This is a genomic window from Mycobacterium sp. PSTR-4-N (assembly GCF_022348085.1).
Taxonomy (GTDB): domain Bacteria; phylum Actinomycetota; class Actinomycetes; order Mycobacteriales; family Mycobacteriaceae; genus Mycobacterium.
The window spans coordinates 190,399-217,285 of record NZ_JAKRFN010000006.1; the positions used below are offsets into that span (position 1 = coordinate 190,399).

Consider the following 26,887-nt stretch of genomic DNA (forward strand, 5'->3'; position numbering starts at 1 on the left):
AGCACCGGATGTCATACCACGTCTCCATCTGTAGGAACATTCGACAGTCTTGGGCTCTTAGGTTGAGCCTTCTGTGAAACGCGGGCTGCTTTGGCTTCCTCCGCAGACATGATCGTCAGCAACGGCATTGCTGTGTTCTCGTGTTCAGCGATGTGCTCTTCAAGGTGCGAGATCCGCCTGTTGATCCGCGCCGCCATGATCGGGTTCACGTCTTGCAACCGCTCCCGGAGTTGGGCAGCCTCTTTCTTGTCTTGCGCAACCGTGGCGTCGGTGTAAACCCGGCTGCCACAATAGGTTTTGCAATCATTGCGGTTAGGCTCGCCGTCGTTCTCTCGAGAGCACGCCATGGTTTCAGGCCTCAACGGGTCGGCAAGACACAGGCACGCGTGGCCGGGATTCTCCCGCACAGCCATGTCTGGATCACTACGCAGCCGGCGTTCTTCCTTTTTCGTCAGATCAGCATATGTACCCGGGAATTTGCCAGCGACGAATCGATTTAGCGCCTGGCCGAGCCGCTTGGCCGCAGGGCCAGATGCTTTCAGCCCGTTCTTGGCAGCGTTCGCGTGGTTCTGGAGAGCGTTGTACATGGCCTCGGTGCGCTCGTGATCCATTGTGGCCGCCATACCTGACGTGATGGTGGAGCCGTAGCCATCAGTAGTAGTCGACTGCATGTGCCCAAATTGGACACCCGCTGCCGCGAGGCCATCCGGCTGGTTGACGATATGCCACGCAACACTGCGACGAAAGCGGTCGAGCGTGACGTTCCCGGCCGGGTCCGGATCGATGCTATGGACGCCATCGATGCCGAGTGTGGTGCGCAACCCATTGGCGTACTCGATGAGTTCGTCAACCCACCGAGTCATCGTTGCGCTCGTCAATCCTGGCTGACGACGTGCCTCCGGGTGAGCCAGCAACGCGCTCGAGCCGGTCACGTCGGCCAGGCGCTTCAATGCCGTGATCGCGTCGGCGCCGGGTTTAATGGTCGCCCACACCCATTGCTTGCCGCCGCGATCCTGCTGGTCGTCGCCGTCGCGGACTGCCTTGAAGATGCGGCCGTCGATCCGGTATGAGTGGGCTCCGTCCGGACGTGGAACCGTACGTAGTGCACCGCGCTGCAGGTTCGTGCACTCCTCGCCACGCATTCCCGAACACGTGCAAATCAGGATCGCTGCCGCCGCTTTAAGAACGCGATGTAATTTTCCGATATCTCGGTAATCGATCTGCGGAAGCCAGGGCCGTCCCTCGATCAAGCATGTGACGGGTACCGGAATCGGCTGCGGTACAGACGGATCGACTGAAAATGTGCCACCACGTTGCCGACGCCAGCTGCTGAAATCTCGAATATTGATATCGGCCTCATGCACCGCAATGAGGTACTGCGCAGCGACATAACCGTCAATCTCGCCTTGAGGCAGGACCCCGCCACGCAAAGCCACGATCTGCTCGACCGCGTCGAAACCCGCGCGTGAACTCTCGCGAGCTTGCGGGCGGCTCAGTGCTGCATTCAGCCACGTCACGGCGGCGATGATGTCCGGGGCACAGCCGAGAATCTGCTGGGACCACCACAACAGCGGCGCGAATGTATCCGGGTGGATGATCTCCTTGCTGTTGTCAACCGCACGCGCACGACGACCAGCCCCGAGGTTCACGGCAGACCACGACGGCGCAACCATGCGATCGGCTTCTGGAAGGTCGTCGGCTAGGTGGGGGATTACTGCTATGTACCCGAGGTCCTGCGCCTTTCGCGCATGACTGGACCGACTTTCGTCAGCAATAACGCCCGCCGCATACTCGTCGAGCAGGTCGACACTCACATCGCGAAGTTGGATGATTTCATGTCGACCAAGAAAATCAGCGAAATGACGCATCGCGACGAACCGCGCACGCACAGATGAGGCAGCCGGCCATGTCCGCCCATTGTTGCCTGCGAGGTAGGCGATTGGGGCGGGCCTGTTGATGATCAGCCATATGACGCGCTTGAACGTATTGATCAGTCGGTGTGGGATCCGATACTGCTGCTCTTTCGGCCCAGGTATCCAGTGCAAATTCTGAACGGTACCGCGTGTGACCTCCATAGGACGGAGAGACCATCTGTCGTCCGTGAATATGCTTCCTGGAAGGTCGGGGCGCCTGAGCCGCAGCGGATGCACGACGACCGGTCCGGCCTCGACAGCTGCCCAATCGACGGCGCCGGTGCCGTTGCCAGAAGCAAGATCGTCCGCGCCTACCGCAGATCGAGTCATGTGTACTTTCCGTTCAGGAGCAGATGGATTTCGGTTCGGTCCTCGTCGGTGATTTCACGTTCGGCGGCAGCGTATTCGTCACCGGTGATGAGCGTCCGGTCATCAATGAGCGCGACGAGGCACCTGTAGGCCATGGCCCGGAAATCCGTCCAGTCGGGTCCGTCGGTGGATGCGATGGCCTCCAACTGGTGGCGCAGTTCGATGAGCCGGGGAAGGTGGCGGGGGGTGGCGAAGGCGTTGGTGCATTGCAAACATAACAGGAAATCGTCGCCACAGGGTTGCCCGGTCAGGGGGTGGTGCTCCCAGTCGACGCACCCGCCGATCGTTGTGTCGGTGTTGGTCATCGCGAGGGCGCGCTCGTAGCGCATCTTCAGATGGTCCTCAGCATTCTTGATCACTGCCCACAAGCCGGTCTCCACCGCTTCGGTCATGAGCCGCTCGCGTTCGACTTCCGATGCTTCTATGTAGGTGGTGGACCAGGTTGCACGCGAATGTCCCTGCGGGGTCCGGTCGATCAGCACGCGGACCGTCTTGCGGATGCGGGTGAACGAGATCGGCTCGTCCTGGTTCGGCCACCACGTGAGCCTGCTCAGCTTGAGGTGACTAGGGGTCAAGCCAACCGATGGAGAAGACTCCAGAGCCTTCATGGCAGGCCAGTAGACGATGAGGCGGTCAGCACCAGGCAGATTGTTCGCCGCCAAGTAGTCCCGTCCCGGCTGGGTCATCTCGATGATCTTTGACATCGCACGGCGGGCATTCTTCGGTATTGCGTGGGCGTCGTATGGGTGATCGTGTCGCCGGCGCTTTTCGTCCTCGACGCCCCAAATATTCTCTTTGACACCGAGACCCGGTGCGGCCGAGGGCACCTTTCGTTCGTTGATCGGGGTGAAGTTCGCCCCCTCCAGGCAAGCGATGAGCACGGCGATAGCGACGGCGCCTTCCTGGCTGACGAACAGCATCGGTCGCGCCTTGTTGACCCCGGAGTATCGGTGGTCGGCGAGGGTGATTCCCAACGCGTCGCGGGTCGCGTCCGATCGCGGGGCGCCAGTAGTGGCGACTTCACGAAGAGCGTCGGCACGAGCCTTATGCTCGGGCGGGAGCTTAGTATCGTTGCGCCGCCGCAGCATCACCTGGTTGGGGTGAATGCGCTGATACTCGGCGTTGACGGCAGCGGCCGCCGCCTTGAGGATTGCGTCGTAGAAATCCTCTGAATAAGGCTGGCTTTCGTCAGCGTCCCGCTTCGGCAGCCGTCGGTTCAAATGCCTGGAGAGGTCGGGGTGGAGCCGATGCGGATACCGGCGTATCAGCTGCCTCACCGCGACCAGCTGCCTGTGCTGGGTGTTGGACTTGGTTCCCTTCGTCGCCAAGTGCAGCAGGTAGCTGTTCCACTGATCCGGGGTCAGCTGCTGGAGCTCGCAAACCTCTTGTTCACCGCACCACCGTGCGAAATACTTGATCCGGTCGCGGTTCTGCCGTGCCGACTGGGCACTCTTCCACGTTCCGTTCACTCCTGTAAGGGCCTCGATGGCATCGGCGAGTTGCACCCTGAGCTTCGTGTCGCATGGCCACTCCCGAAGGTCGATTACGGTAGGTGCATAAGAGCCCGGCAGGGTGGCGACCACGACCTCTGGATCGTCACGGCGCGTGACGACGCCGTCGGCGGACTGTCGACGCTTGGGCGCTGTCACGGTTTGGACCCGGTCAAGTCGCGAACTTCGACGAGGTGCTGCGCCAGGGCTGACACCAGATCCCCCGTCGTGGTCATCCGGCCGTTTGGGGTACCAAACAGTCGGTCGAAGCGCAGTCGTTGCACCCTAGGCATGTAGATGTTTCGTGTCGTCTCGACCGACTTGTGGCCCAGGACGTCTTTCACGGTGCGAAACACCTCGTCATAGCGCGACCCGTCCCCGTAGGAGACGCTCTCGTCCCATCCGTGCGAATCATCAAGCCGCTGATGCAGCTGAACCGTCAGCGCCAGCGCAAAGCTGAATCGGAGGGAATGCGGTGTGACTGACAGCTCGTGACTGGCTGCCGCACCGGTGTTTTCTATTGCTGACCAGAGCCTTTCGTTGGCGGCATCGAAGATCCCGATCCAGGATTCGTGGTGGAACGGGGTTCCAGACTCGCTAAGCCACAACGTCATCGGTTCCGGGTGGCCGTCGCGAAGCCAGAACAATCGTCGCCGGACCTCTGGCTTCATCGTGTTTAATGACATGACGGCACCGTCGTCGCGGACGGCTTCCAGAGTTCCCTTGCGCGAGCGGCGGACCTCCGTCACCCAGATGATGCCCTCGATCTCGTCATAACGGCTCTCGCGTATCGCCCGGCGAACGGCAGCTGCCCGGGCAACCGCCATATAACTGCGCACCGTGCGCATCACAGTCGGCGCCGCGTACCACATCCGGGCCTTGCCGTACTTTGCGACCGCTGCCGGCAGCTTCGCCTCGATCACGTCCGCCGGCGGCAGTTCCGCCACGAGTAGTGATCCGGCTTCCTGAACACGTAAACCGGTTGAGTAGATGAAGTCGGTGAATGCGGTGTTACGCAACGAGTTGCGGGCCCGGCACGATTCATCGTCGCCTGCGACTTGCCACTGACTCGCACCGACTCGTTGAACGCCGCGGCCACGTAGGCCAACGTCACGCCAAAGACGGTAGGTCCCGGGGACGATCCACCGGTCCCGTTCGGTACGCACGAACGCCGCGTTCGCCCTTACGCCTGGCAACTTCGTCGCGCCGCGCCCGCCGGGCACCGGACTCGCATCAATTGCAGGTCCGTGGGGTGTAATCGGAATCTTCCGGCTCAATGCCCAGTCGTACAAGCCTCTGAGCGCGAAGACGGCCTTGTTCCACGTTGCTCCCGTCACCGCATTGGCGGAATGAAGTTGGTCGGTTCTGCGAATCTTGTAGTCGACGAACTCTTCTTCCGTAGCTTCAAGCCAGGTGATCGGGTCGACTTGTTGCCCGAGAAAGCCACACCACATGGCGATCTCGCGCGCATACGTCTTCCGGGATGACAGATCCAGCGCGGTGAACTCCGGGCACGAATTGAAGTAGAGCACCAGCCATTCATCGAGCTCACCGTTGTCCGAGAGCAGAATCGGCGTGCCCTTTACCACCCCAGGCGGGTAATCGTCAGGCGTTACCGGACCGCACGCATCCAAGACGTCGGAGTACCCCGTCGGCCACGTTCCCCGCCGTTTCGTTGTTAGAACTGTCCACGTCTTTGCTGGTGCGGCAGCGGAGAGCACTCCCACACCGTAAGCGGGATCCCCGCCTGTTCCGACTCGACACGCACGCACATAGCCATTTCCCAGAGAACACCGACGGGTACGGCAGGTCGCCGAGACCACGCTCCTCGTCGGCTTTCACCATGTCCAGCAGCGGCTCGATCGACTGGGCGTTGTCGTCGATGCCGGCCCACGGATCGGGTCGGCCGGCGACGAAGTCGGGCACGGTCTGAATGGTGAATTCGTCGGGATCGGCGGTGCGCAGCTCGTCCCACGTCAGCGGCGTCGACACCGTGGCGATCGGCGTCTTGCGCACCGAGTACGCCGAGGCGAACGTGCGATCGCGCGCGTTCTGGTTGTAGTCGATGAACAACCGCTCACCCCGTTCCTCCTTCCACCACGACGTCGTCACCGCGTCGGGGGCCCGCCGTTCCACTTCGCGGGCCAGCGCGATCCCCGCCCGGCGCACCGCGACGAAATCCCACTCGGGTGCGATGCGCAGGAACACGTGTACGCCGCGCCCGCCGGACGTCTTCGGATACCCGACCAGGCCGAGCTCGTCGAGTAGCGGCTTGAGCACATCGACCGCCACGGCGCGCGCCTCCGCGAAGCCGGTGCCCGGCTGCGGGTCGAGGTCGATGCGCAGCTCGTCGGGATGTTCGGTGTCGGGGCAGCGCACCTGCCATGGGTGCAGCGTCACCGAACCCATCTGCGCGGCCCACGCGATCGCCGACGGGTGAGTGATCTTCAGGGCGTCGGCGGTGCGGCCGGACGGAAAGGTGACGGTGCAGGTCTCGAGGTAGTCGGGATGCTTCTGCGGCACCCGCTTCTGGTAGATCTCCTCACCGTCGATGCCGTCGGGGAAGCGTTGCAGGTGCACCGGCCGGTCCCGCAGCAACGCGACCATGCGGTCGGCCACCGACAGGTAGTACTCGACCAGCTTGCCCTTGGTGCCCTCGGCGCCGAGCTTCGGGAAATACGGCTTGTCCGGGTTGGTCAGCCGGACCTTCACCCCGTCGACATCGAGTTCGGTTGCGGGACTGGGCATCAATTCCCCTCCCCCGTCGCTTCGCTCGCCCCGGAGGACTCCAGAACGTCGTAGAGGTCGTAGGTCGCCGGCACGTCGAGCTGGTCGAAGGTGCAGCTGGCCGGGTCGCGATCGGGGCGCCACCGGCGGAACGTCACGGCGTGGCGGAAGCGGTCCCCTTCCATCTGGTCGTAGGCGACCTCGCAGACCCGCTCGGGCCGCACCGGGATCCAGCGCTTGTCCGCCGCGGAGTTCCACCGGCTGGGCTCGCCGTCCCGGACGTCGTCGCCGATGCGCAACGGCCCCAGATCCGCCAGCAGCGAGAGCCTCGCCTTTGCGGTGAACGACGCGGCCCCGCCGACCATCTGCAGCTCACCGTCGTCTCGGTACAGGCCGAGCAGGATCGAGCCGATACCCTCTCCGCTCTTGTGGATTCGATAGCCGATCGCCACGCAATCGGCGTCGCGGGCATGCTTGACCTTCACCATGTCGCGCTTGCCCGGCAGGTACACGCCATCGAGTCGCTTGGCGATCACCCCGTCCAACCCCGCGCCCTCGAAGTCCTGCAGCCACTGCGTGCCCAGCGCGGAGTCCTCGGTGGTTCGGGTGACGTGGCACCACTGCTTCTCGTTGACCGCCTCGATCAAGGCTTCTCGCCGGGTCCGGAAGGGCTCTTTCAGCAGCGAGGTGTCACCGACGGCGGGGGCGTCGAAACCGATGAAGTGCGCCGGTGTCTGCTCCGACAGCATCCGCACGCGCGACTCGGCGGGATGGATGCGCTGGCTCAGCGACTCCCAGTCCAGCCTCACACGGCCCCCGATGTCGCGTGGCACCACGATCTCTCCGTCGAGCACGCAGCGCGGCGCCAGCTCGTCGCGCACCGCGTCGAGGACCTCAGGGAAATAGCGGGCCAGATCCTTGCCGCTGCGCGAGAGCAGCACCACCTCGTCGCCGTCGCGGAACACCAACGCCCGGAACCCGTCCCACTTGGGCTCATACGACCACACACCGGCCTCTGCGGGGACCGCCTTCTGCGCCTTGGCCAGCATCGGCTCCAGCGGCGGCATCACGGGCAGGTCCATGGCTTCCATAGTCACGTAGACCCGAGTACCCAGACAATCTCATCGCGCTCAGTTGCTGATGCCGACTCCCACACCGCCCAGACCACCCTCGATCCAGACGCCGCCGTCGTCGTGATCGTTGGGGCACGACACGTCGACGTAGACCGTCGTGAACGTCTCTGGCGGCGGGCCCGTGAGATCCGGATTGTGCACACCTAGCGAGCGGCACTCCGACAGCGGTCGACTGCTGATGCCGCTCACCCAGTTGATGGCGACGTCGTACCCCTGATCTTTAAGTTCGTCGATGACGGCTGCCGCCGAGCTCGGTTCGGCTGCGCAGGGGGCTGCGAGCAGCACGGCCACCGGCACGCAGAGCACGACTCGGAGCATGCCCCCATCATGCGCTCATCGCAGCGCCCGGTTCAGCAGATACAGAAACGGCCGGTGGCTCGCTCGGCCGTCGCGGCGCAGCGGCATGCTGTCGATCGCCGCGGCATACCAGTCGGCCCGCTCGATCCCGGTGAAGTCGAGCCGCCGACCGCAGCGCGCCGCGACACCGAGCAGCAGCAGAGCGCCGGCGCGCCCGTTGCCCTCCCGGAACGGGTGAATCTGGTTGTAGTCGGCGTAGATTCGCGCGAGCTCGTAGGCCAGCCGGGCGGGGTCAAGGTCTTCGCCCACCAGTTGCCGCGCCCGGTCGTGTACCGCGGCCATCGCGTCGGCGATCGCCGACACAGAGCCGAAAGACTGTTTGCCGCGGCGTAAATCAACCGTCCGATAGCGGCCCGCCCAGTCGTACACCCCGCCGAACAGGTGCCGGTGGATGTCGCGGACGTCGAGCGGTTGATCAGCGGGCTGACGGCACAGCCACTCCGCCATGCGCGCCGCGGACGTCATGTACTCCAGGTCGGCGAGCGCGTCGGCAGTGGTGACTCCGAACTCGTTGCGCAGCAACGATGTGCCGGGGATCAGGTAAGGCGCAGGCCGTCCCAGCCGCAGCCGCCGCCGCTGCCGAACGGGCGGGGGGTGGCGGCGCCGGTAGCCGGTCAGGTGATCGTCGCAGCGAAGCTCCCCCCGCGCGATCGCGGCGAGCGCCTCGAGGTGTTCGGCGTCGGGGTGCCACCCCTCGATGCGGTGTACGGCCACCGTCGTCGCGACGACGTGCTCCTGGGCGTCCATCTACTGGTCGGCGAACGCCGACACCGACGCCAGATAGCCGAGTTTGCGCATCACACCGGACACCTCCCGGGCGACGCTGCGTAACGCGGCGCGGTCCTGGGGGGACAACTCACGAAGGGCGACCACGTCCCCCACTGTGCGGCCGGTCCGCAGATCCGCAACCCGGGCCTGCCACCGGAACCGCATCAACCACTGCTGGCACTCGCGCAGCGTCTCGGCGTCGTCGGAGTCGAGCACCCCGCCGGCGGCGCCGTCGGCCAACCGTTGCCGGGTGGTCAGCTCGGTGGAGCCGACCGACAGCGAGGCCCACCGCGCGATCTTGACCACCGGGTCGAGTACGGCGCGCTTGACGTCGACGGCGTCCCCGGCACTGACGAACACCCGCAGCCGCGACGGGACCGAAGCCCGCACCGCGGTGGCATCCTGCAGCATCGCCTGACGCACCGCATAGTGCCTGCCGGCCGCTGCCGCCCCACCCACCCGCATCGCGTCCTCCGCGCCGGCCAGGGCAGACGCATCGGCCACCAAACCGGTCATCACCACGCCCCGGTCCCGCTCTGGCTCGGTCGCCCAGCGTTCGATGCCCTCGTCCCAGCTGCTCCGCCGCCGGCAGAACCGCGACCGGCTGGCCAGCACGCCGTTGGCGTCGCCACCGATCCCACTGCGTTCCAACAGCGCATGCACCTGCGCGGCACGGGCCAGCAGGTCGGCCTTCTCGGGGTCACCGACCCCCTCGCCGAGCATCACCATCGTCTCGACGTCGGACCCCGGCACGGCCTCTCCCCGGGCCACGCTCCCCGAGACGAACCACGTCCAGTCCGCCGGTTCCACCACGCGCACCGCGGCCGCCACGGCGCGGCGCAGCACCGCCGACCACGCCTGTGACGCTTCGGGCCGGCGGGTGAGGCCGGCCATCGCACGGGTGATCTCGGCACGCAGAGCCGCCTCGTCGGCGCACATGTCGAGCGCGGCGACGGTCTGCGCGAGATCATGACCGTGCGACATGGAGTTGATTGTCGCCCTTTCCAGGCTCCGGTCACACAGCCGTGACATCACCGAAACGACCAGCACACGATCGTTTCGTACGTTTCTGTCGCACGACAGGAATGTCTATGTCAGGAGCGCCATGACCGCCGGCTACGATCCCGCCATCTCCTCCGCCGAGGACGCCTCCACCCTGGAGGAACTCGGCTACACACAGGAACTCCACAGAGGCATCGGCGGCTACGCCTCGTTCGCGGCCGGCTTCTCGTTCGTCTCGATCCTGACCACGGTGTTCGCGTTCTTTCCGCTCGGCTTCGCCCTCGGCGGGCCCTCGTTCTTCTTCACCTGGCCCATCGTCTTCGTCTGCCAGTTCTGCGTGTGCCTCGTCTTCGCCGAACTGTCCGGCAAGTTCCCCGTCGCCGGCGCGATCTACCAGTGGTCGCGACGACTGGCCGGCAACGCGATCGGCTGGTTCGCCGGGTGGTTCATGCTCATCGGCTACATCGTGTCGATCGCGGCGCTGGCCATCGCGATGCAGACGGTGCTGCCGCCCATCTGGAGCGGGTTCCAGCTGGTGGGTGAGGACATGGACCCGCTGTCGGTCGACGGCGCCACCAACGGCATCATCCTGGGCGCCGTCACGATCGTGATCTGCACGATCATCAGCGCCGTCGGCGTGCGGTTCATGGCCCGGATCACGGTGACCGGGGTGACGCTGGAGATCATCGGCGTCATCCTCATCATCGGCGCGATGTTCCTGACCGCCGAGCGCAGCCCCGCCCAGGCCGTGCTCGACACCGGTGGCCATGGCACCGGCGTGCACTACCTGCCGGCGTTCCTGGCCTCGATGCTGATGGCCGCCTACGTGATGTACGGATTCGACAGCGCCGCAGAGCTCTCCGAAGAGACCCGCGACCCGCGGCGCACCGCACCCAAGGCGATCGTGACCGCACTGCTCGTCTCGTTCCTCGGCGGTGGATTGATGATCGTGGCCGCGCTGATGTCGGCCCCCGTCCTCGGCGACGACCTCGCCCACGGCGGGATGGCCTGGGTGATCGAGAGCCAACTCGACACGTGGCTCGGCAAGACGCTGCTGGGCCTGGTGGCCGTCGCGATCTTCTCGGCGACGCTGGCGATCCAGGCGTCGGCCTCGCGGGTGATGTTCTCGATGGCCCGCGACAACCGGTTGCCGTTCGGCTCGTTCCTCGCGAAGGTCAACAAGCGCACCGGCACACCGGTCATCACCGGCATCTCGGTCAGCGCGCTGGCCATCCTGGTGCTGCTGGTCAACCTCGGTCAGGCCAGCGTGTTCGCCGCGATCGCGTCGGTGTCGGTGGTCATCGTCTATCTGGCCTACCTGCTGGTCACGGTGCCTGCGCTGATGCACCGGTTGCGCGGAACGAGCCTGTCGCACGGCAAACCGATCATGGACCTGGGCCGCTGGGGTATCCCGGTCAACCTGATCGCGGTCGTGATGGGCGCACTGCTGGTGATCAACATCGGCTGGCCGCGTCAGGAGGTCTACAACCCCGACGGCGACTCGCTGTTCCTGCAGTACTTCGCGCTGATCTTCGTGGTGCTCACCCTTGTCGTCGGGTTCGCTGCCTACCGGGCGGTCAAGGATCGTGACGGCGCGCCCGACCCGGTCGACGCACTGGTCGGCAGGAAGCGCTGAGCCGGCGGTCAGAATGGGAGTCGATGAGACTCCCCGTGCTGCCGCCCGTGTCGCCGATGCTGGCGAAGTCGGTTCCCGAGATCCCGCCGGATGCGTGGTACGAGCCGAAGTGGGACGGGTTCCGGTCGATCCTGTTCCGCGACGGCGACGACGTCGAACTCGGCAGCCGCAACGAGCGGCCGATGACGCGCTACTTCCCCGAGATCGCCGACGCCGCGCGGGCCGAGCTGCCGCCGCGCTGCGTGATCGACGGCGAGATCGTCATCGCCACCGCCGACGGCCTGGATTTCGAGGCGCTGCAGCTGCGCTTGCATCCTGCCGCCTCGCGGGTACGGATGCTGGCCGAGCAGACCCCGGCCGCGTTCATCACCTTCGATCTGCTCGCCCTCGGTGACGACGACCTGACCGCGCGGCCCTTCGCCGAACGGCGCGCCGCTCTCGTCGACGCACTCGCCGGGTGCGGACCGACGATCCACGTCACCCCGGCGACCACCGACCTCGCCACCGCCCTCCGCTGGTTCGACGAGTTCGAAGGCGCCGGTCTCGACGGGGTCATCGCCAAACCGCCCGAGGTGACCTACCAGCCCGACAAGCGGGTGATGTTCAAGATCAAGCACCAGCGCACCGCCGACTGTGTGGTCGCCGGCTATCGGCTGCACAAATCCGGGCCGGATGCGATCGGCTCGCTGCTGCTCGGGCTGTACGCGGCCGACGGGTCGCTGGCGTCGGTCGGGGTGATCGGCGCGTTCCCGATGGCGCGCCGGCGCGCGCTGTTCGCGGAATTGCAGCCGCTGGTGACGACGTTCGACGAGCACCCGTGGAACTGGGCCGCGCACGCCGACCCGGATGTGGTGCGTCGCTACGGCGGGGGGTCGCGGTGGAACGCGGGCAAGGACCTGTCGTTCGTGCCGTTGCGGCCCGAGCGCGTCGTCGAGGTGCGCTACGACCACATGGAGGGCAGCCGCTTCCGGCACACCGCGCAATTCAATCGGTGGCGGCCCGACCGCGACCCGCGCTCCTGCACCTTCGATCAGCTGGACCGGCCCGTCAATTTCCGCCTCGACGACATCGTCCCGGGTCTAGGGTCTGCCGTGGATCGGTGAAGCAGTCGCCGACGAGCACGGAGGACATCGTGATCCAGCGGACCCATCTCCCCATCCCCACACCGTCACGCACGGGCCTGATCACCTACGACGCCAAAGACCCCGACACCAGCTACCCGCCGATCCAGCCGGTGCGCCCGCCCGACGGCGCGCCCAATGTCCTGGTGATCCTGCTCGACGACGTCGGCTTCGGTGCCTCGAGCGCATTCGGCGGGCCGTGTGCGACGCCGGTCGCGGAACGCCTGGCGGCCAATGGCCTGCGGTACAACCGCTTTCACACGACCGCACTGTGTTCACCGACGCGGCAGGCGTTGCTGACCGGCCGCAACCACCACTCGACCGGCATGGGCGGCATCACCGAGATCGCCACCGGAGCCCCGGGCTACAGCTCGGTGCTGCCCAACACGATGTCACCGATCGCGCGCACGCTGAAACTCAACGGCTACAACACCGCTCAGTTCGGCAAGTGCCATGAGATACCTGTGTGGGAGACCAGCCCGGTGGGCCCCTTCGACGCCTGGCCCACCGGCGGCGGCGGCTTCGAGTACTTCTACGGCTTCGTCGGCGGCGAGGCCAACCAGTGGTACCCGACGCTGTTCGAGGGCACCAATCCGATCGAGGTGACCCGCACGCCCGACGAGGGTTACCACTTCATGGCGGACATGACCGACAAGGCGCTCGCCTGGATAGGTCAGCAGAAGGCGCTCGCGGCCGACAAACCGTTCTTCGTCTACTTCGCCCCGGGCGCCACCCACGCGCCGCACCACGTCCCCGCGGAGTGGGCCGACAAGTACCGCGGGCGCTTCGACGACGGCTGGGATGCGCTGCGGGAGCGGACGTTCGCACGGCAGAAGGAGCTGGGCGTGATCCCGCCGGAGTGCGAGCTCACCACGCGGCACGCCGAGATCCCGGCCTGGGACGACATGCCCGACGACCTCAAGCCGGTGCTGCGCCGGCAGATGGAGGTCTATGCCGGGTTCCTCGAGTACACCGACCACCATGTGGGCCGCCTCGTCGACGCACTGCAGGATCTCGGTGTCCTCGACGACACGCTGATCTACTACATCATCGGCGACAACGGCGCCTCGGCCGAAGGAACGCTGAACGGTACCTACAACGAGATGCTGAACTTCAACGGCATGGCCGCGATCGAGACACCGGAGTTCATGACCGAGCGGCTCGACCAGTTCGGCGGGCCCGACTCCTACAACCACTACGCGGTCGGCTGGGCGCACGCCATGGACACGCCGTACCAGTGGACCAAACAAGTCGCCTCTCACTGGGGCGGCACACGCAACGGCACGATCGTGCACTGGCCCAACGCTATTGAGTCGCGCGGTGAGATGCGCTGGCAGTTCCACCACGTCATCGACGTCGCGCCGACGATCCTCGAGGCCGCGGGCCTGCCGGAGCCGCTGTTCGTCAACGGCGTGCAGCAGCATCCGATCGAGGGGGTGAGCATGCTGTACTCGTTCGACGACGCCGACGCGGCGGACCGCCACGAGACCCAGTACTTCGAGATGTTCGGCAACCGCGGCATCTATCACAAGGGGTGGACCGCGGTCACCAAGCACAAGACGCCGTGGCTGCTGGTCGAGGACGACGTGCCGGCCTTCGACGACGACGTGTGGGAGCTCTACGACACCACCGTGGACTGGAGTCAGGCCCGTGACCTGGCCGCCGAGATGCCGGAGAAACTCCATGAGCTGCAACGACTCTGGTTGATCGAGGCGACCCGCTACAACGTGTTGCCGCTCGACGACGACGTGGCCCGGCGACTGAACCCCGACGTCGCCGGCCGGCCCGTACTGATCCGCGGCAACACCCAGCTGCTGTTCGGTGGGATGGGCCACCTGTCGGAGAACTGCGTGCTGAACCTGAAGAACAAGTCGCACTCGGTCACCGCGGAGATCGAGGTCCCCGAATCGGGGGCGGAGGGCGTGATCATCGCCCAGGGTGCGAGCATCGGCGGCTGGAGCCTCTACGCTCTGCGCGGCATTTTGAAGTACTGCTACAACCTCGGCGGGGTGCGGCACTTCTACGCGGCATCCGGCGAGCCGCTGCCCGCCGGTGATCACCAGGTGCGCATGGAGTTCGACTACCGCGGCGAGGTCCTCGGCGGCGGCGGTGCGGTGCGCCTGTACGTCGACGGCACCGAGGTGGGCAGCGGTGAGGTCGACGCGACCCTTCCGATGATCTTCTCGGCCGATGACGGCTGCGATGTCGGACTCGACTCCGGGTCGCCGGTCTCCCCTGACTACCACGCCGGACGCAACGCGTTCACCGGCCGGGTGAAGGGCGTGCAACTCGCCATCGCCGAGGCTGCGGTCGCCGAGAATCACCGCGTCTCGCCGGAGGAGGCACTGCGGGTGGCCATGGCCCGGCAGTGACGGTGGCAGTTGCCGGCGTCGCCATCGAGTTGCTGCCAATCGGGAATGGTGACGCCGAGCACCGTCTTGTAGCCGAACATGGACCTCGGACTCAGCATTCCCATTCTCGACATCGACGGTGGCACCACAGCGATCGGACCTGAACTCGCCAGCGTCGGCGAGGCCGCCGAGGCGGTCGGCGCCAACTCGCTGTGGTTCATGGACCACTTCTTCCAGATCGAACCCACCGGGTTGCCCGCGGAAGCCAACATGCTGGAGGGCTACACGCTGCTCGGCTACCTCGCCGGCCACACGTCCCAGATCGACCTGGGCCTGCTCGTCACCGGCGTGACCTACCGCCATCCCGGACTGCTCGCCAAGACGGTGACGACCGTCGACGTGCTCTCCGGTGGCCGCGCGGTCCTGGGCATCGGCGCGGCGTGGTTCGAGCGTGAGCACCTCGGGCTCGGCGTGCCCTACCCGCCGCTGAAGGAGCGCTTCGAACGGCTCGAAGAGACCATCCAGATCTGTGACCAGATGTGGGACCCGGACAACAACGGGGAGTATCGCGGCAAGCACTACCACCTGCAGGAAACGTTGTGCAATCCGCAGCCGATCAACAAACCCAAGGTGCTCATCGGCGGGAGCGGTGAACGAAAGACCCTGAGGCTGGTCGCCCAGTACGGCGATGCCTGCAACCTGATCGCCTCCTCAGCCGAGGAAGTGGCCCACAAACTGCAGGTGCTGCGTGGGCACTGCGACGACGTCGGCCGCGACTACGACACCATCCGCAAGACCATCATGGTCAACGACCTGAGCCCGGCGCCGGACACCCGCGACGACTTCGTGTCCGGCATGGCCGACTACGCGAAACTGGGGGTCGACGAGGTGATCGTGTTCCCGCCCACCGGTTCTCCGGCCGCGTGGATCGAGGGCATCGCACCAGCAGTCGAACAACTCGCCGAGTTGGGCTGAGTCCTTCTCGCGAGTAGACGCGAACTCGAGTGTTCTCAGCGGCGTGTCTCTCGAGTTCGCGTCTGCTCGCCGCGGCACTTGACCTGAAGCATTGTTGAGGTTGCAACCTTGCCGCGTGCAACGTGTACTTCGCGACCTCTACGAAACCCGCACCGACTCACCATTTCCCGGACTCACGACCCACGCGTGTCTGTGGACGCCGGCGAACATCCTGTTCTACTCGCCGGCCACCGATGCCGACTTCGACGGGCTCGACGCGCTCGGTGGTGTCCGCCATCAGTACCTGAGCCACCGCGACGAAGCCGGCCCGATGCTCGCCCGCATCGCGGAACGGTTCGGCTCGGCATTGCACGCGCCGACCGGGGATCTCGCCGAGATCAGCAGACACCACCACGTCGACGTGCCGGTGACGGGTCGCTACGTCGACGCCAACGGCATCGAAATCATCCCGACACCGGGACATTCGCCGGGCAGCGTCTGCTATTTGGTCCCCGGGGCCGAAGGCCGCTACCTCTTCACCGGCGACGCACTGTTCCACATCGACGGTGAATGGCGCGCAGGCTACATCGAGGGCTTCCACACTCCAGACGACGCCGCCGCGATCGGCGCAAGTCTGCGTGCGCTCGCTGAAATCACCCCAGATGTGGTGATCTCCAGCGCGTTTGACGGGGAGGCCATCCATCGCATCGAACCGGCCCACTGGCGCGGCCATATTGCCCACGCGATCGCAGGACTACCGCTTCCCGCGCGGCGGTGATTTGCCCCGCGAGCAGACGCGGACTCGAGTGGTCTCAGCGGCGTGTCGCGCGAGTTCGCGTCTGCTCGCCGTAGAGGGCGACCAGGCCGCGGGCGACGGCGAAGCGCGGACCGTGCACACCGTCGATGTGCGCCCTGCCCACCACGATCCGCGCGGGCCGCAGCGCCTCGGCGACCGTGCGCATCAACTCGTCGTCGAGCGCGCCGCCCCCGGCCAGCAGCAAGGCTCGCGGCGGCTCGTCGAACGCGGTCAGGCATCGCGCGATGTTGGCGGCGACGGTCTCTTGCTTGACCGCCAGCCGCAGGCTGCGCCACTCCTCGGCAGCCAGCCGGTTCGAGAACGGCACCAGGCCCGCGCTGCCCCGGGTGCACAACCGACCGATGGCATCCGATGACGCGGGGGCGTCGAGGAAGACCCGCCTGCCGTCCTCCTCGTGCGCGACGTGCGGACCCTCCACCCGCACCGCGGGGGTGCGTTTGACCGTCTCGGCGAGCGCCTGCGGGATGCCGAGCACCGCGGCGATGGCCACGGTGATCGACTCGCCCGCGCCCGCGGCGACCACGGTCGCCTCGGCACCGATGAGATCGACTGTGCCGCCGCCGATGTCGCACACCATGGCCCCGGGCGGGAAACCCGGCGTGGTGCGCGCGCCCCATGCCGCCGCCTCGGGCTCGGAGGTCAGCGTGCGAGCGGGCCGGCCGGTCAGCTCGCTCAACTGCCCGGCGGCGTCAGCCGCTTCCTCGGCGGCCAGCAGGGCGACCACGGTGCCGTGGGCGTCGACGACGCCGCGGCGCAGCCACGCCCCGTTGTCGATGGTCGCCAGGTCGGTGAAGAACGCGTCGTGCACGGCGAGGCCGCCTGCTGCGGACGGCATCGATCGCAACCGAACGTGGGTGACCGACCCCGGCACCGAACGGCGCAGCACCGTGTGTGCCTGCGCCGGGGTGTAGCGGACCGCACGGTCATCGACACGGATCTCGACGTAGTCCTCGTCGGCGGCGGGCGGGGGCGGGGGTTCGGTCCGCGCAGTGACCGCGATCGCTGCCGCGTCGGCCAACTCGCGACAGAACTCGGCCACCTCGGACAGAGATTCCAGCGGCAGGTCCAGCGCCGCAGACAGCGCGATCGGGTCGGCCATGGCCCGGTACGCGCGGCCCTGCTCGACGACCTCGACCGCGACCAGCGCCCCGGGGGCGAGCCCGGCGACGTCGCACTCGTCGACAACCGGCACGTCGATCGGAATGCGGTTGCGAATCAGGACGGCGTCGTCCTGCGCGGCCACCACCCCCACGACCTGCCGTCCGCGGGCGACCGCCGCACCGATCTCACGCGCGGCATCCTCGAAATCGGTGACCTCATCGACGGACACGACCACCGGCCCGTCCACCGGCGATGAACTCAGATCCGCGAGCCGAACATGGTGTCCCACTGCGTGTCCCGCGCCGGCCGGCGTGCTGGCGTCCGGGCGGCGCAGGCTGCGCACCGGCGCTGTGGGTGAATAGGCCGGCGGGATCGGCGCGGTCGCGGTGTCGACCGGCCGCAACGCCGAGAGCAACAGTTCATCGGCGCTGACCCCGGCCTCGACCTCGATCTTGTGCAGCAGCGCAGCGGCGCCCTGCAGCGAATCGCGGCTGCCCTTGCGCCCGCGGGTGGGCGCCTGACCGTGCGAGAGCGTCGTGACCGCACCGCCGTCCACCCTGGCCACCACGATCTCGGTGGTGTGGTTGCCGATGTCGATCCCGGCGACCGTGCGGGTCAACGCAGCAGGCCTCGACGGGCGTAGGCGGCGGCAGCCTGCTCGACCAGCGCGGCGCACCGGGGCGCGCCGCGGTCGATCAGCGAGATGCGCAGCTGCTCCAACTCCGCGGCCGTCGACCGGTGCGGGCGCAGTGCCTCGTAGAGCGCCATCACGTCTTCGTCGTCGATCATCGCCAATTCCGCTGCCCGCAGGAAGTTCTCGGCGAGCTGCGGGTTTCCGCCCTGTTCGGCCACCGCAGCCTGGTGGGCCAGCGCCGCGGGATCCATCCGCAGATCGGCCAGCCCGAGCTTGCCGTCCACCGCGTTGCCGACGGTGATCTCGCTCATGGCCGTTCCACCTTCACCGTGACGGGGGCTGCCCCCGGTTCGCAGGACTGACGTTCCAGCGCCACCAACGCCACTGCCCTCGCGTGATACCGCGCGGAGATGGATTCGTCGGTGCCTCCGGTGAAGATCGGCACCGGGGCCATTCCCTTCGCGTGCCGGGCGGCGTTGCGGCCCAGCTCGCGGTACATCTTCGCGGTCAGCAGCGGCGCCACGCTGAACAGTTCGAGGTTCGCCAGTGGCGCCAGGTCGCGCCGATGGATCAGGGCGGTTCCTTTGCCCTGCAACCCGATTCCGATTCCGGATCCGGAGAGCCGGGCCGCGGTCAATCCGATGAGGCCCACGTCGATGGTCGAGCGCACCTGCACGGTGCGGGCCACACAGCCTTCCTCTTCCAGTCCGGCGGACAACTGGCGCAGCACCTCACCGATCGTCAACCCGCACAGGCTCAACCAGACGCTGCGCCCCCAGGCCGGGGACAGGCCGATGCACACTTCGCGCGGATCGCTGCCCTGCCGGGCCGGCTCGACGTCGACGACGGTCACGTGCCCGCGGTGCTCGTCCTGGTCGGCGGTCAACTCGTCGCCGGTGCGGGCCTGGCGGATGGCGTCGATCTCGGCGCGCCGGGCGTCGGTGAGTGCGTATCCGGTGGCCGGGCCCGTGTAGTCGTTGGGGTCGGTGAGCTTGGACAGCACCCCGAAGTGCTCGTCGAAGATCGCCGAGGTCTGCAGCTGGTCGCCCTTGAGGCGCTCGCGCGTCAGGGTCGTGATGGCCTCGGCCTCCTCGGTGAAACCGGTGCGGTGCAGAGCGGCGATCACGTCGAAGACCGTCAACTGTTTGGCCTCGATCGACGCGGCGGCCTCGGCGACCATCTTCGGGTGGCCCGCGGGCAGATCGCGGGAACCGTTGGCCGCCACCACCTGCTCGACGCGGGCGTCGTCGTAGTCGGCGAGACCGAGATCGCGATAGACCGCCTGGACCGCTTGCGCGGCACGCCGCCGGACCGTCTCGAGGTGCTCCGGGGACACGGTGCGCAACCCGCCGTCGGCACCCCAGTCGCGCTGCAGTACCAGGAAGTCATCCATGTCGTCGGAGTTGAAGTTCGACAGCGCGAAAGCGTTGTCGTAGCGCGGAATCGAGCCGAACCCGGAGAAGATGAAGTCGGCGCCGGCGAGCAGCACAGGCAGCGTGTGTGCGCTGCGACGGATGTCGGACTCGGAGATCAGGTTGTCGTTACCCGCGCACGACTCCAGGTCGCGCATCATCACCATCAGGTTCTCGGCGAGCAGCTCCTTCATGCCCTCGGGCACCGAGGCCACCACGCCGACCCCGTCGATGCCGCCGTTCTGCACGCCCTGGGAGCCGAGCGCACGCGCCAGCGACACACACCGCGATTCGAGGTAGAGGATCGAGCACTGCTCGGCCGCGCCCATCAGGACCTCGGCGCCGCCGCCGCTGGTGACCCGCATCTTGAGACCACGAGACGCATAAGCGGAGGTGAGAATGGCCTTGCTGAACGGAGTGTCGTCACCGTCGACGAACACCTGCTCGGTGCCGTAGATCGAGATGGTCTCGGCGTAGCTGGTCAGCCCGCGCAGGCCGAGCCGCAGTTCCAGGGCCTCCTCGATCGAGCACTGCGCCATCGCGCCCGGCGTACCGACCTGTGAGCCGATCAGCAACGCCACCGCATTCGAGGGTGCATCGCCGAGCACCGGCACGGTGGTCTCGACCTCCCGGAAACCGTAGGCGACCGCGCTCGCGGCGTCCGCGGCGATCAACAGCGGGTCGTCGAGCTGGTTGGTCACGTGCGCCTGGTTGCTCGGGGTCCGGCGAGCCCGCATCTTGGCCATCGCCATCTGCATCTCGACCGGGGACATCAGCGCGATGACGCGGGCCAGCTTGGCGGGTGTGGTGCCGCCGATCAGCCGTACCACCTCCGCACGGGGGACGTTGATGTCCACCGCCATCCGCGCCAGCGTCACGTCGTCGAGAGCCATCGCCTCCTCGGCGACCGCGAGGTCGATGCCGTAGCGGGCGATGAACTCGTCGATCACGTCGAACTCGCTGGCGCCTTTGCCATCGAGCTCGACGACCTCCCCGTCCCGAATGGTCAGGGACGGGGAGGGGTCATGGGGGCTGCTCATCGCGGCCAGACCGAGTCGGGGGTCCGGGACGCTGAACCCGTCGAGATTGACGGCCTTGGCGTTCAGTACCCGGAACCGGCCCAACTCGTCTGCCATGCAAGCCTCCTGGCTGGACTCTCGGCGTCGAATCGTCAGTCGCGGACTTCGTTGTCCTCGTAGACGATCCGACCGATCAGCTCGTACCGGTCCTTGTCGGCGAACTTGAAGTACAGCGCCATCGCCGCACCGAACGCGAACAACCCGACCACGATCCATGGTGTCAGCTTGAACAGCAGCGTGCCCGAGGCAGCACCGGCGGCGGCGTCTTTGTGCTCCCACAGCAGGTACACCACGTAGAGCATGCCGATGCCGCCGAGCAGCGGCGCGAGGAACGTCTTGAACCAGTGGGCGCTGGAGGGATGGTTCTTGTGGAAGTGGAAGTAGGCGACGACGGAGAAGGCACACAGCGACTGCACGATCAGGATCGCCATGGTGCCCAGGATCGCCAGCAGCGTGTACATGTGGACGTAGGGGTCCATACCGGCGAAGAAGAACGCCAGGATGATCACCAGCGTGATGCCGGTCTGCACGAACGAGGCGATGTGCGGCGAGCCGTGGTGCGGATGCGTGGCGCCCAGGGTCTTCTGCAGGCCGGCGTGCAGGCCCTCACGGCCCATGGCGTACAGGTAGCGCGATGCGCAGTTGTGGAATGCCATGCCGCATGCGAACGAACCGGTCACCAGCAGGATGTTGAACAGGGTGATCGCCCATTCCCCGTAGGTGCTGCGCACGGGGCCGAAGAAGATCTCCGAGCTGGTGTTGGCATCCTGGGCGAGCTCGATGGCCTTCTGCGGGCCGGTGCCGGCGATCGCCATCCAGGACACGAAGATGTAGAAGATGCCGACGCCGAGCACGGCGATCATGGTGGCGCGCGGGATGATCCGCTTGGGGTCCTTGGACTCCTCGCCGTACATGGCCGTGGATTCGAAGCCGACCCACGACCAGAACGCGAAGAACAGGCCGAGGCCGGCGCTGGCGCCGGCGATGGCTGCGGGCTGGAATGCGCCGACCGGGTTGAGGATCTGGCCGACGGCGAAGCCGTCCGGGCCACCGCCCTTGACCGCGACGGCGAGCGCACCGAGCGACAGCATGACGATCTCGGTGATCAGGAAGACGCCGAGCACCTTGGCGGTGAGGTTGACGTCGAAGTAGGTCAGGATGCAGTTCAGCGCCAGCATCAGCAGCGCAGGGATCAGCCAGTGGATCGTGATCCCGAGCTGACTGGAGAACAGATTCTGGAAGAAGAACGCGAAGATGCCGATCAGCGAGCCCTCGAACACGACGTAGGCCATCGTGATGATCAGCCCGCTCGCCATCCCGATCACCCGGCCGAGACCGTGGGAGATGTAGCCGTAGAACGCCCCCGTGGACGTGATGTGCTTGGCCATCGTCGCGTACCCGATCGCGAAGAGGCCCAACACGATCGTGGCGACGAGGTAACCGGCCGGGGCGTGGGTACCGTTGCCGAAACCGACGGCGATCGGCACGTTGCCGACCATCGCGGTGATCGGGGCCGCGGTCGCCACCGCCATGAAGATCACCCCGAAGGTGCCTACGGCGTTGCGCTTGAGCCGTTGCACCGAATCATTCGATGTTTGGCGGGGCACGACATCTTCTGTCATTCGACGAGCACCTTCCAGGCGAAGGGGAGACAGGCCATCATGGTCGGTCTGTGTGGCCTAGACCACAGGGGATATTCGGCAGTCATATTGGCACTACCAAATGAACCGCGCAACCCCAAACGGGCTCTGTTGACATAAATGGTCCTACCCTTTAGCTTTTGGTCAGCCCCCGCGACCTGACGACAGGGAGTTTCGTGTACGACTACGGCACGTTCTCGTTCGAATCCAAGGCACAGGTGCTCGAACGTGCCAAGGAGTACTGGAACCCGGACAAGACCCAGTTCTGGACCGACTCCGGGGTCGACCTCGTGATCGACCGCAGGCAGGACTACTTCCTGTGGGACATGAGCGGACGCCGCCTCATCGACATGCACCTCAACGGCGGCACGTACAACCTCGGCCATCGCAATCCCGAACTGGTCGCCGCCATCTCCGAAGGTATGCAGTACTTCGACGTCGGCAACCACCACTTTCCGTCTGTGGCGCGAACAGCATTGGCGCAGAAGCTGATCGAATCGGCGCCGGCGTCGCTGACCAAGGTCGCGTTCGGCTCCGGCGGCGGCGAGGCCATCGACATCGCGCTCAAGAGCGCGCGCCACGCCATGCAGCGTCGCAAGATCGTCTCGATCGTCAAGGCCTACCACGGCCACACCGGGCTGGCGGTGGCCACCGGTGACGACCGGTTCGCCAAACTGTTCCTCGCCGACCGGCCCGACGAGTTCGTGCAGGTGCCCTTCGGCGACACCGATGCGATGGAACAGGCACTGCGTGGTCGCGACGTCGCCGCGGTGATCATGGAGACCATCCCCGCCACCTACGGGTTCCCGTTGCCGCCCATCGGATATCTGGAAGCGGTCAAGGAGATGTGCGTCCGGTACGACGCGCTCTACATCGCCGACGAGGTGCAGACCGGGCTGATGCGCACCGGCGAGATGTGGGCGATCACCAAACACGGCATCGAGCCCGACATCATGGTCACCGGCAAGGGCCTCTCCGGCGGCATGTATCCCATCACCGCCGCGCTGCTCAGCGATCGCGCGGCCCAGTGGCTCGAGCAGGACGGCTTCGGCCACATCTCCACCTTCGGCGGTGCCGAACTCGGTTGCGTTGCCGCACTCAAGACACTCGAGATCACTTCTCGCCCCGAGGTGCGCTCCTCGGTGCACTACATCGCCGACATCTTCGCCCGCGGTCTGGCTCGCATCCAGGCCGACCACCCGGACTGGTTCATCGGCATCCGGCAGAACGGCGTCGTGATCGGCCTGGAGTTCGACCACCCCGAGGGCGCCAAGTTCGTGATGCGCGAGCTGTACAACGGCGGCGTGTGGGCGATCTTCTCCACCCTCGATCCCCGTGTCCTGCAATTCAAACCGGGCCTACTGCTCAACCGCGAACTGTGCGAGGACGTGCTCGACCGCGTCGAGGTCGCCGTCGGGCGGGCGAAGCTGGCCGCGACCGGACGGAGGAAGCCGTGATATCGGTAGCGCAGGCGGGTCAACTGCTGGAACGGGCGCGCTTCGCCGCGGCCGCGTACGCCGAGTACGACCAGGCGTCGGTGGCGCGCATCGTCGAAGCGGTCGCCGATGCCGGGCACCGCGACGCCGAACGTTTCGCCGCGGCCGCGGTCGCCGAGACCCAGATGGGCGTCGTCGACCACAAGATCGTCAAGAACCGCGCTTGCTCACGCGGCATCGTGGACTTCTATCGCGACCAGGACTACGTGACCCCGCGCATCGACACGGCTCGCAAGATCGTGGAGATCCCCCGCCCGGCCGGTGTCGTGCTCGCACTGTGCCCGACCACCAATCCCGTTGCCACGGTGTACTTCAAGGTGATCCTGGCGCTGATGACGCGCAATGCGGTGGTCGTCGCGCCGCACCCGCGGGCCCGCCAGTGCTCGACCGAGGCGGCCCGCCTGCTGGCCGAGGCCGCCGTCGCAGCCGGTGCCCCCGACGGGGTCGTCCAGGTCATCGACGAACCGACCCTGCCGCTGATCGAAGCGATGATGATCGACGAACGCACCGACGTCATCGTCGCCACCGGCGGCACCGGCGTCGTGCGGGCGGCCTACTCCTCGGGCAATCCCGCGCTGGGTGTGGGGCCGGGCAACGTGCCCGTCTTCGTCGACGCGACGGCCGACATCGACGCCGCCGCGCGCCGCATCGTCGAGAGCAAGGCATTCGACAACTCGGTGCTGTGCACCAACGAATCCGTACTGATCGCCGAGGAGGCGATCGCCGGCAAGCTCACCTCGGCACTCACCCGGCACGGCGCGCACGTCCTCGACGCCGACGCCACCCAGCGGCTGCGCGAGTTCATGTTCCCCGAGGGCGCCCTGAACACCGACGTGGTCGGGCGCGATGCCGCGTGGATCGCCGAGCGCATCGGGCTGCGGGTGACGCCCAAGACGAAGGTGCTGGTGGCCCCGTTCACCGATCTGATCGGCGAGGAGGTGCTCACCCACGAGAAACTCAGCCCGGTGCTCGGCATGACGACGGTCGCCGACGCGCAGCGCGGCATCCGCGCCGCCCGCGCGGTGGTCCGCATCGCCGGCGCCGGACACTCCGCCGCGATCCACAGCGAAAGCGCCTCGGTGATCACGGAATTCGCAGCCAACGTGCCGGTTCTGCGGGTGTCGGTCAACGTCGGGAACTCCACGGGCAGCTCCGGCCTGGAGACCAACCTCGCGCCGTCGATGACGATCGGCACCGGGTTCGTCGGCCGCAGCTCGATCGGGGAGAACCTGCAGCCCGAGAACCTGATGAACTGGACGCGGATCGCCTACAACTCCGATGCCGGCGTCGCGATGCCCAATTTCGCCGGGCTCTCACCGTGGCGCACCCCCGCCGAACCGGTGCCCGCGTATCCGCGTGCGTCGAACGACACGTCCGGCCCGGCGCCCGCTGCACCGGTGAGCCGCCCGACCGCGTCCCGCCGCGCCGCCGACCCGGGCATCGAGGCGCTGCGCGCCGAGCTGCGCGCGCTGGTGGCCGAAGAACTCGCCCAACTGATCAAGAGGTGACCCGTGGCTGAACTGCGTTCGTTCATCTTCATCGATCGGCTCCAGCCGCAGACGATGTCGTATCTGGGTACCTGGATCAAAGGCGCCTTGCCGCGGGCCGGCGTGGCGGCCCAGATCATCGAGGTGGCACCAGGTCTCGACATCGAGGGCGTCACCGACGTCGCGCTCAAACACGCACAGGTGCAGGCCGGAGTGCTCGTCGTCGAGCGTCAGTTCGGCTACCTGGAGTTCCACGGCGACACCGACGCCGTGCAGTCCGCCGCCGATGCGGCACTTGCCGAGCTGGGCCGTGACGGGGACGCGACGGCCGACGCCAAACCGCCGCAGATCCTGGCGTCGCGCATCATCTCCAGCATCGACTCCCAGCACGCATTCCTGATCAACCGCAACAAGATCGGGTCGATGGTGCTGGCCGGTGAGACGCTGTACGTCCTCGAGGTCGCGCCGGCCTCCTATGCGATCCTGGCCACCAACGAGGCCGAGAAAGCCGCCGACATCAAGGTCGTCGACTTCCGCATGATCGGCGCGACCGGCCGGGTCTACCTGTCCGGGAGCGAATCCGACATCCGCCAGGCCGCCGCGGCGGCCGAAGAAGCCCTGGCGCGGAGCGTGCGGTGAGCATCGACCGGGATGCGCTGCGCCAGCTGGTGCGCGAGGTGATCAGGGAGGCCATCGGCGACCTGACACCTGCGCCGGCACCCCGCCCGGCTGCGCAGCCGTCCCCCCCACCGCCGGCCCCCCGGGTGCCGGAGGGTCCGGTGGCCACCGGGCCGTTGGCCGCCGACGAACGGTCGCGGGTGGACACAGTCCGCATCACCAACGACCGCGACCTCGACGTCTTCGTGCGGAACCTGTTGCGACTGTTCGAGAATCCCAAGACGCGCGCCGACCTTCGGCACGGCCGGCTGTCCTTTCGCCTGGCCGGGACGGAACGTCCAGGCGCCGGGGGCAGTCGACGCGTCGACCGCGGCGCGGTCACCGAGCGGCAGATCGCCGACATCGCCGCATCCGGCTCATCCCTGGTCCTCGGCCCCAAGGCCGTGCTCACCCCGCTGGCCCGCGAACGCGCCCGTGCGCTGGGCGTGACGATCCACAAGGAGCGAACATGATCCGTGGCACGGTCACCGGTCAGGTCTGGTCGACCCGACGCATCGACGGTCTGCCGGCCGGCGCCTTCCTCGAAGTCGAGGTCGACGGCTCGGGGTCACGGCTGATCGCGTTCGACGTCCTCGGCAGCGGCGTCGGCGAACACGTCCTGATCACCCAGGGGTCGGTGGCGGCGAGCTGGTTCACCGGCACGCCGCCGCCGGTCGACGCCCTGATCATCGGCTCCATCGACCCCGACGAATAACCAGAACACCCGTCATCACCACCCACAC

General features: G+C 66.9%; 21 protein-coding genes and 1 pseudogene. 10 read left to right on the forward strand and 12 right to left on the reverse strand.

All coding sequences use genetic code 11. The features are described 5' to 3' along the window. Positions 1-11: 11 nt before the first annotated feature. The 8 genes and pseudogenes from MHN84_RS11315 to MHN84_RS11350 all read right to left on the reverse strand — a co-directional run bounded on the left by MHN84_RS11315 (position 12) and on the right by MHN84_RS11350 (position 9,741). On the reverse strand, positions 12-2,243 hold the full coding sequence (locus MHN84_RS11315) for a hypothetical protein (RefSeq protein ID WP_241204725.1): 2,232 nt from the start codon (positions 2,241-2,243) through the stop codon (positions 12-14). Further along, positions 2,240-3,931, reverse strand: coding sequence for a hypothetical protein (locus tag MHN84_RS11320; protein WP_241204726.1), 1,692 nt, complete (start codon positions 3,929-3,931; stop codon positions 2,240-2,242). Before MHN84_RS11320 ends, MHN84_RS11315 begins: the two co-directional genes overlap by 4 nt. Then, complete coding sequence (locus tag MHN84_RS11325; RefSeq protein WP_241204727.1) at positions 3,928-5,361, reverse strand: site-specific integrase; 1,434 nt, start codon at positions 5,359-5,361, stop codon at positions 3,928-3,930. The genes MHN84_RS11320 and MHN84_RS11325 overlap by 4 nt, the downstream gene beginning before the upstream one ends. 208 nt (positions 5,362-5,569) lie before the next feature. Further along, positions 5,570-6,520 (reverse strand): annotated as a pseudogene (ligD, locus tag MHN84_RS11330) (non-homologous end-joining DNA ligase); the annotation flags it as partial. Further along, positions 6,520-7,590, reverse strand: a complete 1,071-nt coding sequence (locus MHN84_RS11335) for an ATP-dependent DNA ligase (protein WP_241204863.1) — start codon at positions 7,588-7,590, stop codon at positions 6,520-6,522. The pseudogene ligD and the gene MHN84_RS11335, both read right to left, overlap by 1 nt. A gap of 39 nt (positions 7,591-7,629) precedes the next feature. Continuing rightward, positions 7,630-7,950: a hypothetical protein gene (locus tag MHN84_RS11340; RefSeq protein WP_241204728.1), complete on the reverse strand. Its 321-nt coding sequence runs from the start codon at positions 7,948-7,950 to the stop codon at positions 7,630-7,632. 15 nt (positions 7,951-7,965) lie between these two features. Beyond that, positions 7,966-8,736, reverse strand: a complete 771-nt coding sequence (locus MHN84_RS11345) for a Fic family protein (RefSeq protein ID WP_241204729.1) — start codon at positions 8,734-8,736, stop codon at positions 7,966-7,968. Next, positions 8,737-9,741: a putative nucleotidyltransferase substrate binding domain-containing protein gene (locus MHN84_RS11350; protein WP_241204730.1), complete on the reverse strand. Its 1,005-nt coding sequence runs from the start codon at positions 9,739-9,741 to the stop codon at positions 8,737-8,739. It abuts the gene before it with no gap. Between the two features lie 121 nt (positions 9,742-9,862). On the opposite strand from MHN84_RS11350, the gene MHN84_RS11355 reads away from it, so the two are divergent. The 5 genes from MHN84_RS11355 (at position 9,863) to MHN84_RS11375 (ending at position 16,599) form a co-directional block, all read left to right on the forward strand. Further along, positions 9,863-11,395: an amino acid permease gene (locus MHN84_RS11355; protein ID WP_241204731.1), complete on the forward strand. Its 1,533-nt coding sequence runs from the start codon at positions 9,863-9,865 to the stop codon at positions 11,393-11,395. Between the two features lie 23 nt (positions 11,396-11,418). Then, positions 11,419-12,498 carry an ATP-dependent DNA ligase gene (locus MHN84_RS11360; RefSeq protein ID WP_241204732.1) on the forward strand — a complete coding sequence of 360 codons (1,080 nt, stop codon included), beginning with the start codon at positions 11,419-11,421 and terminating at the stop codon, positions 12,496-12,498. 26 nt (positions 12,499-12,524) lie between these two features. After that, positions 12,525-14,888: an arylsulfatase gene (locus tag MHN84_RS11365; RefSeq protein ID WP_241204864.1), complete on the forward strand. Its 2,364-nt coding sequence runs from the start codon at positions 12,525-12,527 to the stop codon at positions 14,886-14,888. Positions 14,889-14,966: 78 nt separating this feature from the next. Continuing rightward, positions 14,967-15,842, forward strand: a complete 876-nt coding sequence (locus MHN84_RS11370) for an LLM class F420-dependent oxidoreductase (RefSeq protein ID WP_241204733.1) — start codon at positions 14,967-14,969, stop codon at positions 15,840-15,842. A 115-nt stretch (positions 15,843-15,957) separates the two neighbouring features. Then, a complete protein-coding gene (locus MHN84_RS11375) occupies positions 15,958-16,599 on the forward strand; it encodes an MBL fold metallo-hydrolase (protein WP_241204734.1) in 642 nt (213 codons plus the stop codon). A gap of 34 nt (positions 16,600-16,633) precedes the next feature. Here MHN84_RS11375 and MHN84_RS11380 read toward each other — a convergent pair whose 3' ends face one another. The 4 genes from MHN84_RS11380 to MHN84_RS11395 are packed head-to-tail and all read right to left on the reverse strand — an operon-like array spanning position 16,634 to position 22,486. After that, on the reverse strand, positions 16,634-18,358 hold the full coding sequence (locus tag MHN84_RS11380; protein WP_241204735.1) for a diol dehydratase reactivase ATPase-like domain-containing protein: 1,725 nt from the start codon (positions 18,356-18,358) through the stop codon (positions 16,634-16,636). Then, entirely contained in the window at positions 18,355-18,684 is a 330-nt protein-coding gene (locus MHN84_RS11385) for a diol dehydratase small subunit (RefSeq protein WP_241204736.1), read from the reverse strand. The genes MHN84_RS11380 and MHN84_RS11385 overlap by 4 nt, the downstream gene beginning before the upstream one ends. After that, positions 18,681-20,921 (reverse strand): propanediol/glycerol family dehydratase large subunit, encoded by a 2,241-nt coding sequence (locus tag MHN84_RS11390; protein ID WP_241204737.1) that lies wholly within the window; start codon positions 20,919-20,921, stop codon positions 18,681-18,683. Before MHN84_RS11390 ends, MHN84_RS11385 begins: the two co-directional genes overlap by 4 nt. Before the next feature lie 35 nt (positions 20,922-20,956). Continuing rightward, a complete protein-coding gene (locus tag MHN84_RS11395; RefSeq protein WP_241204738.1) occupies positions 20,957-22,486 on the reverse strand; it encodes an APC family permease in 1,530 nt (509 codons plus the stop codon). A 194-nt stretch (positions 22,487-22,680) separates the two neighbouring features. Here MHN84_RS11395 and MHN84_RS11400 point away from each other — a divergent pair, with 194 nt between their 5' ends. Genes MHN84_RS11400 through MHN84_RS11420 form a run of 5 tightly spaced genes read left to right on the forward strand, consistent with a single transcriptional unit; the run spans position 22,681 to position 26,859 of the window. Next, positions 22,681-23,961 (forward strand): aspartate aminotransferase family protein, encoded by a 1,281-nt coding sequence (locus MHN84_RS11400; protein WP_241204865.1) that lies wholly within the window; start codon positions 22,681-22,683, stop codon positions 23,959-23,961. Continuing rightward, the gene (locus tag MHN84_RS11405) at positions 23,958-25,508 is read left to right on the forward strand and encodes an aldehyde dehydrogenase family protein (protein ID WP_241204739.1); all 1,551 of its coding nucleotides are present in this window, start codon (positions 23,958-23,960) and stop codon (positions 25,506-25,508) included. Before MHN84_RS11400 ends, MHN84_RS11405 begins: the two co-directional genes overlap by 4 nt. Before the next feature lie 3 nt (positions 25,509-25,511). Further along, entirely contained in the window at positions 25,512-26,126 is a 615-nt protein-coding gene (locus MHN84_RS11410) for a BMC domain-containing protein (RefSeq protein ID WP_241204740.1), read from the forward strand. Continuing rightward, positions 26,123-26,617, forward strand: a complete 495-nt coding sequence (locus tag MHN84_RS11415; protein WP_241204741.1) for a hypothetical protein — start codon at positions 26,123-26,125, stop codon at positions 26,615-26,617. Before MHN84_RS11410 ends, MHN84_RS11415 begins: the two co-directional genes overlap by 4 nt. Next, the gene (locus MHN84_RS11420) at positions 26,614-26,859 is read left to right on the forward strand and encodes a EutN/CcmL family microcompartment protein (protein WP_241204742.1); all 246 of its coding nucleotides are present in this window, start codon (positions 26,614-26,616) and stop codon (positions 26,857-26,859) included. Before MHN84_RS11415 ends, MHN84_RS11420 begins: the two co-directional genes overlap by 4 nt. Positions 26,860-26,887 lie beyond the last annotated feature (28 nt).